The organism is Myxococcus sp. AM011 (assembly GCF_013372595.1).
In the GTDB taxonomy this organism is placed as follows: domain Bacteria; phylum Myxococcota; class Myxococcia; order Myxococcales; family Myxococcaceae; genus Myxococcus; species Myxococcus eversor.
In genome coordinates, this window is the sequence record NZ_JABXEM010000418.1 from 1 (window position 1) to 6444 (window position 6444).

The window sequence follows — 6444 nt, forward strand, 5'->3', positions numbered from 1 at the left end:
GCTCGGAGTCACAACCTGAGAGGGCGGACGAGACGAGGGTGTCCTGGGCAAAGGCTTGTCTCGCATGCATGTCTGGTGATTCTCTGGTCATTCGAGGCGCACCGAGGGGGGAAGACATGAACCGTGTGAGCAGTAGGGCCGCCGTGGCTGTCTGGGGTTGTCTGCTGGGAGCACTGTGGCTGTCGGGCTGCGCCGAGCCAGGAGCCGTGTCGTCCCAGGAGGCGCTGGCCTCCACTCGCGCGGCGGAGGGGCTCTCCCGTCAGGGGCTGTTGATGGCGGGGCGCAATCACACGTTGGCCTTGCGCTCGGACGGGACGGTGTGGGCGTGGGGAAGCAACAACATGGGCCAGCTTGGCAATGGCACCCAGCGCTCTCGCACGCGGCCGGTGAGGGCGTGGGGTTTGTTCAACATCAGCGCCATTGGCGCCGGTGATTTGCATTCGCTGGCGCTGAAGGCGAACGGCACGGTGTGGGCCTGGGGCGCGAATACCAGCGGCCAGCTTGGGGACGGCACGCTCGTCCATCGCTCGGTGCCCACACAAATCCCAGGGCTGACCCAGGTGGTGAAGGTCGCCGCGGGTTTCTCCCACTCGCTGGCGCTGAAGTCGGACGGCACGGTGTGGGCCTGGGGCAACAACGGCGCGGGACAGTTGGGCGATGGGACGACGACGCGGAGCACGGTGCCCGTGCAGGTCCTCGGGCTCGACAAGGTGGTGTCGATTGCCGCGGGCAACGTGCACTCGCTGGCGCTCAGGGCGGACGGGACGGCCTGGACGTGGGGCGGCAATCTCGACGGACAACTCGGCACGGGTGACACGGCGGGACGCACCGTGCCTGGCGTCGTGATGGGGCTGACCGGAGCGCTGGCCCTGTCGGGAGGCGGCTCTCACTCGCTGGTGCTGAAGAATGACGGGACGGTGTGGACGTGGGGGCAGAACACCTTCGGCCAGCTCGGGTTGGGGACGACGACGCCGAGCCTCGTGCCCGCTCTCATCCCGGGCCTGCTGGGCGTGGAGGCGGTGGTGGGCGGGGGCCAGCACTCGGTGGCGCTCAAGGTGGATGGCACCGTCTGGGCATGGGGGAACAACCAGCGGGCCCAGCTCGGGGACGGCACGCTCGCGCAGCGGTTGTCGCCGGTGCGGGTGACAGGGCTTGCGGACGCGCGCGGGGTGACGGCGGGAAGTGGACAGCACTCGGCGGCGATGAAGGGGACGGGAGAGGTCTGGGCCTGGGGCTCGAACACGGACGGCCAGGTGGGAGACGGCACCGTCCTGATGAAGTTCACGGCCACACGGAGCTCGGCCATGCAGGAGCGAAGCGAGCTTGCGTCGGGCACTGCTCATTCCCTGGCGTTGAAGTCAGACGGAACGGTGTGGGCCTGGGGAAACAATGATTCGGGGCAGGTGGGCGACGGCTCCCGGGAGGACCGCTGGACGCCAGTTCCCGTGACGGCGCTCACGGATGTCGTGTCCGTGTCCGCGGGCAACGCCCATTCGCTGGCCTTGAAGGCGGACGGGACGGTGTGGGCGTGGGGGAGTGGCCGTGACGGGCGCCTGGGGGATGGCGCGACGACGGACCGGGTGCTCCCAGTGCAAGTGTCAGGACTGACGGGCGTGGTGGCCACCGCGGGGGGTGGCGTGCACTCGCTGGCCTTGAAGACAGACGGAACGGTGTGGGCCTGGGGCGCCAACGCGGACGGCCAGCTCGGGGATGGTACCTTCAATTCACGGCTCGTCCCCGTTCAGACGCTCCTCCCGACGGGCGTGGTGTCGATTGCCACGGGACAGGGCTTCTCGTTCGCCCTGAAGGCGGATGGCACCCTTTGGTCCTGGGGGTACAACGGCTATGGCCAGCTTGGCGATGGCACGCGGTTGAGGCGTTCAACGCCAGTTCAAGTGCTGTCCCTGACGGACGTGGTGGCGCTCTCCGCTGGAGGCTTTCATGGACTGGCCTTGCGCGCGGATGGGAGTGCGTGGGCTTGGGGCTACAATGCATCCGGGGGACTCGGCGACGGGACGACGGTCGACCGGGACTCTCCCGTGCGGGTGCAAGGGCTCGCGGCCGTCGTGGGACTGGATGCGGGCTCAAGCAGCTCCCTCGCGATGCTTCCAGATGGGACGGTGTGGTCCTGGGGGTACAACGCGGAGGGCCAGCTCGGGGATGGTACGTTCATCTCGAGGAGCCTTCCCGTGAGAATCCCCGGGCTGCAGGGCATCCACTCCCTCGCGGCAGGCACCTACCACGCGGTGGCCTCGAGCGAGGAGGGCGCGCTGTGGGGTTGGGGACTCAATGAAGACGGACAGGTCGGCGATGGGATTCCGACGTCCTTCGTGAAGCCCGTGGTCTCCCTGTTCACGGGCCCGTCGCGGGTGTCGGCCGGAGAGTCCTTCTCCCTGGGAATCGGCGCGGGGGGCACCGCGTGGGCCTCGGGCATCAACCGAGACCTTCAACTGGGTGACGGAACCCCGTACTCACGCGCCTCGCCGGTCCAGGTGCCGACGGTGGAGCGGGCGGTGAGTGTCGCGGCCGCGCGCGCTCATGGCGCCGCGCTGTCGAAGTACGGCACGGTGTGGACGTGGGGCTCCAACGCGATGGGGCAGCTGGGTGACGGGACGAACATGCCCTGGCAGGAGCCCGTCCAGGCGCTGGGCCTGTGGGATGTGACGGCCATCGCGGTGGGGGAGGCCCACACCCTGGCCCTGAGCGCCGATGGGACGGTGTGGAGCTGGGGAGACAATGGCTCGGGACAGTTGGGCAATGGCACGCGAGACCCGGTGATGGCTCCAGCGCAGGTCCCGGGCCTCACCGGGGTGGTGTCCATCTTCGCGGGCTCCAGCAATTCCGTGGCGCTGATGTGGAATGGGACGGTGTGGACCTGGGGGAACAATGCCCAGGGCCAATTGGGGGATGGCAGCCAGCTGTGGCGCTCCACGCCCGGAGTCGTGCCGGGCCTGAACGGCGTCGTCTCGGTCGCGGTGGGACATGCCTTCATGGTGGCGGTGAAGGGGGATGGCACCGTGTGGTCCTGGGGATACAACCATGTCGGCCAGTTGGGGGATGGAACGACGATACGGCGTCCCGCTCCCGTGCTGGTTCCCGTGATGGCGCAGGTGTTGGGTGTCGCCGCGGCGGAGTCCCATGTCCTGGCGGTGGCCCGTGGAGGCACCGTGTGGGCTTGGGGCTCGAACGTCTTCGGTCAGCTGGGAGATGGAACCCGGGTTTCGCGCTCGCTGCCCGTGCGCGTCGAGGGTCTCTCCCTCGCTGCGTCCGTGACGGTCGGAGCGGCTCATTCGCTGGCGGTAAAGTCCACGGGGCAGGTCGTGGGCTGGGGCAACAACTTCCACGGTCAGCTTGGGATTGGAAACTCCGCCCATCGCTTGACGCCCAGTCAGGTCTGGTAGTCGGGGCTCGTGACAGGAATTGCAAGACTCGTTGTCTGGAGCAGGGGGACTCATGCAATGCGGTGGGAGAAGTGTGTCTGGCCTCATGGCGTGGTGCGGGTTGTTGTGCGCGGCGTTGCGGGTGGGATGCACCGAGCGCGTTGTGAGTGACAGTGCGGCCCAGCTCGCGTCGTCGCGCGCGGCGGAAGGGGGCGCCCGACAGGGCACGGTGCTCGCGGGGAGGAATCACACGCTGGCGCTGCGCCTGGATGGGACGGTGTGGGCCTGGGGCTCGAATGCGTCGGGGCAGTTGGGGGATGGCACCGCCGTCACGCGCACCATGCCAGTGCAGGTCTTGGGGGTGGCCGAGGCGTCCTCCATCTCCGCGGGCAACAACTACTCGTTGGCCCTGGATGTCTACGGAATGGCGTTCTCGTGGGGCAACAACTCGCAAGGACAGCTGGGGACCGGAAACTCCACGCCTCGGAACTACGGCGACTCCGTGGAGGAGATGAACTCGGTCGTCGGCATCGCCGCCGGGGAGACGCATGCGCTGGCCCTGCGCACGGATGGAACGCTCTGGTCCTGGGGCACCAATACCTACGGAGAGGCGGGCACGGGCCAGGCGGGGTTCAGCAACGAGTGGCCCGTGAAGGTGAAGACGCCAAGCGGGCGCGGTGTCCCTGGCGGCGGGCGCCAACTACAGTGTCGCGGTGCTGGTGGGAGGCTCGGTCTGGTCCTGGGGGCGCAATCACCTGGGCCAGGTGGGGGATGGGAGCACCGTCACGCAGCGGCTGTTGCCCGTGAATGTCCCCGGCCTCGCCGCGCTGTCCGTCACCGCGGGCACCGCGCACGTGCATGCGATTCGAGGAGACAGGGGTGTGTGGTCCTGGGGTGACAGCAGCTCGGGGCAGCTCGGGACGGGCCTGTCTCCTGTCCGGGTGTCACCCGTGAGGGTCTGGTAGCGCGGCGTTGTGAGTGGAAGTCCTCGTCGTCGTCGGGCTGTCTGAAAAGGGGTGTGCCATGGGCCGTGTCGCGAGACGTGTGTCTGGAATCCCGCTGTCGTGGCTTTTGTGCGTGGTGTGGCTGGCGGGGTGCGCGGAGCCGGGCGACTTCGAGCAGGCCGGGTTGAGTTCAACGCGCGCCGCGGAGGGCGCCTCGCGGCAGGGCACGGTGCTGGCGGGCCGTCACCACACCCTGGTGTTGAAGTCTGACGGGACGGTGTGGTCCTGGGGTGGCAATACCTTCGGGCAGCTCGGCACGGGGTCCACCGTCGCGAATCCGATGCCCGCCCGGGTGTGGCGGCTGTTCAGCGTCAGCGCCATTGGCGCCGGAGAGATGCATTCGCTGGCGCTGAAGTCGGACGGGACGGTGTGGGCCTGGGGTTCCAATACCAATGGCCAGCTCGGAGACGGGAGCACCACGTCGCGCTCGGTGCCGGTGCAGGTGCCGGGGCTGGCGAACGTGGTGTCCATCGCGGCCGGGTTCTCCCACTCCATGGTGTTGAAGGCGGACGGCACTGTCTGGGCCTGGGGGCTCAACGCCGCGGGACAGCTGGGCGATGGGACGATGGTGCGACGACTGTCACCCGTGCAGGTACAGGGACTGACGGGCGTGAAGGAGATTGCCGCGGGCAACGTGCACTCGCTGGCGCTCACGGCGATGGGGCGGCTGTGGACGTGGGGCGGCAACGTGGACGGCCAGCTTGGCACGGGCACCGTCACGGGCCGCTCCCTGCCCGGCGCGCTGGAGGGGATGTCGGGCGTGACGGCGATGTCGGGCGGAGGCTCCCACTCGGTGGTGTTGAAGGAAGACGGGACGGTGTGGAGCTGGGGGAAGAACGACGAGGGACAGCTCGGCCTGGGCACCACGACGACCCGCCTCGTTCCCACGCAGGTGCCAGGGCTGGCGGGCGTGGCGGCGGTGGTGGGCGGAGGCCAGCACTCGGTGGCGCTGAAGTCGAACGGGACGGTGTGGGCCTGGGGCAGCAACGTGCGAGCGCAGTTGGGGGATGGGACGCAGACGCAAAGGCTGTCGCCGTTCCAGGTGCCGGGCCTCACGGAGATGAGGGGCGTCTCGGCGGGAGGGGGGCAGCACTCGGTGGCGGTGAGTGGCACCGGTGAGGTGTGGACCTGGGGCGCGAACACCGAGGGGCAGTGCGGGGATGGGTCCTATCTGATGAAGCTCTCGCCCATGTTGACGCGGGGGTTGTTGGAGCGGGCGGAGGTCTCCGCCGGAGGACATCATTCCCTGGCCATCAAGTCGGATGGCACGGCGTGGGCCTGGGGCTCGAACGACCAGTCGCAGCTCGGAGACGGGACGGCCGTGGCGCGCTGGCAGCCCGTCCAGGTCTCCACACTGACGCAGGTGGCGACCGTGGCGGCGGGGACCTTCCACTCGGTGGCGCTCAAGGAGAACGGCTCGGTGTGGAGCTGGGGCTCGAACAGTTGGGGCGCGCTGGGAGACGGGACGAACGTCACCCGGAACCGGCCGGTCAAGGTGGGCGCGCTCACCGCGAAGGCCGTGGCGGTGGGGGCCTTTCATTCCCTGGCATTGAGCACGGATGGCTCGGTCTGGGCGTGGGGAGACAATGAGCTGGGACAGCTCGGGGATGGAAACCCCCCGTTCCTGTCCCGGACGGCGCCTGTCCGAGCGCAGGGCCTGGACGGTGTCGTGGCGCTGTCGGCGGGCGTGGAGCACTCGCTGGCGTTGAAGGCGGACGGCACCGTGTGGGTCTGGGGCCGGCAGGACACGTGTGAGGACATCGAGGAGTTGGGCCGGCTGGTATGGGTTCCGGAGCAGGTGCTGGGGCTGACGGACGTGGTGGCGGTGGGCGCGGGTGTCTGTCATTCGCTGGCGTTGAAGTCGGACGGCACCGTGTGGGCCTGGGGAAGCAATGCGAAGGGCCAGTTGGGGGATGGCACCTTCACGGCGCGCCTGGCTCCGGCGCGGGTGCCGGGGCTGACGGGCGTGGTGGAGCTGTCCGTGGGCCCCGAGACAGTCCTGGTGAGGAAGGCCGATGGCACGGTGTGGGGCTGGGGGGACAATGCACGAGGGCAGGTGG

Annotated in this window: 2 protein-coding genes and 2 pseudogenes; all 4 read left to right on the forward strand. The window is 69.0% G+C overall.

All coding sequences use genetic code 11. The features are described from left to right. Positions 1 to 116: 116 nt before the first annotated feature. Positions 117 to 3401 (forward strand): RCC1 repeat-containing protein, encoded by a 3285-nt coding sequence (locus HUW62_RS45035; protein WP_255203999.1) that lies wholly within the window; start codon positions 117 to 119, stop codon positions 3399 to 3401. A gap of 85 nt (positions 3402 to 3486) precedes the next feature. Then, a pseudogene (locus HUW62_RS50225) lies at positions 3487 to 3975 on the forward strand (RCC1 domain-containing protein); the annotation flags it as partial. Between the two features lie 82 nt (positions 3976 to 4057). Then, complete coding sequence (locus HUW62_RS49445) at positions 4058 to 4345, forward strand: hypothetical protein (RefSeq protein WP_368670639.1); 288 nt, start codon at positions 4058 to 4060, stop codon at positions 4343 to 4345. Positions 4346 to 4403: 58 nt separating this feature from the next. Then, positions 4404 to 6444: pseudogene (locus HUW62_RS45045) on the forward strand (RCC1 repeat-containing protein); the annotation flags it as partial.